This window comes from Bradyrhizobium forestalis (assembly GCF_002795245.1).
Taxonomy (GTDB): Bacteria; Pseudomonadota; Alphaproteobacteria; order Rhizobiales; family Xanthobacteraceae; genus Bradyrhizobium; species Bradyrhizobium forestalis.
The window spans coordinates 1-447 of sequence record NZ_PGVG01000140.1 but is presented as its reverse complement, the minus strand read 5'-3'; the positions used below and the strand labels follow the sequence as shown (position 1 = coordinate 447).

Annotated in this window: 1 pseudogene; it reads left to right on the top strand. The window is 66.2% G+C overall.

The annotated features are described in order from the left end of the window. Positions 1 to 283: pseudogene (locus CVM73_RS38845) on the top strand (CHASE2 domain-containing protein); the annotation flags it as partial. Positions 284 to 447 lie beyond the last annotated feature (164 nt).

The window sequence follows — 447 nt, the reverse complement described above, 5'->3', positions numbered from 1 at the left end:
GGGCAAGACCGAGCCCGAGGTGATCTACGCCATCGCCGGCCGCGAGGACGTGATGCATTCGGGCGCCTTCCAGCGCCTGCGCAACGTCACCATCGAGATGCTCGGCTGCTACCGCGGCCGCGACTGGCAGGGCGCGCTGGACGCGATCGAGCGCGGCCGCCACAGCGAGGACGCCGACACGCTGGAAAAACTGTTCAAGCTGTACGAGGCGCGGATCAAGGAATTCCAGATCAATCCGCCGGCGGAGGGATGGACCGGGGCGTATGCGCTGCTGACGAAGTAGCGGCGTGAGTGAGAGGGGATAGGTGGTGCTGCGCTGAAAGTGTCGTCCCCGCGTACGCGGGGACCCATACCCCGAGGGAGGTGTTATCGCGTGAGCCGGTAACTCCGAGTCTTCGCCAACCACTCCCTGTCGTTAGGGATCCGGGGGTCGCGACTACGTCGCGC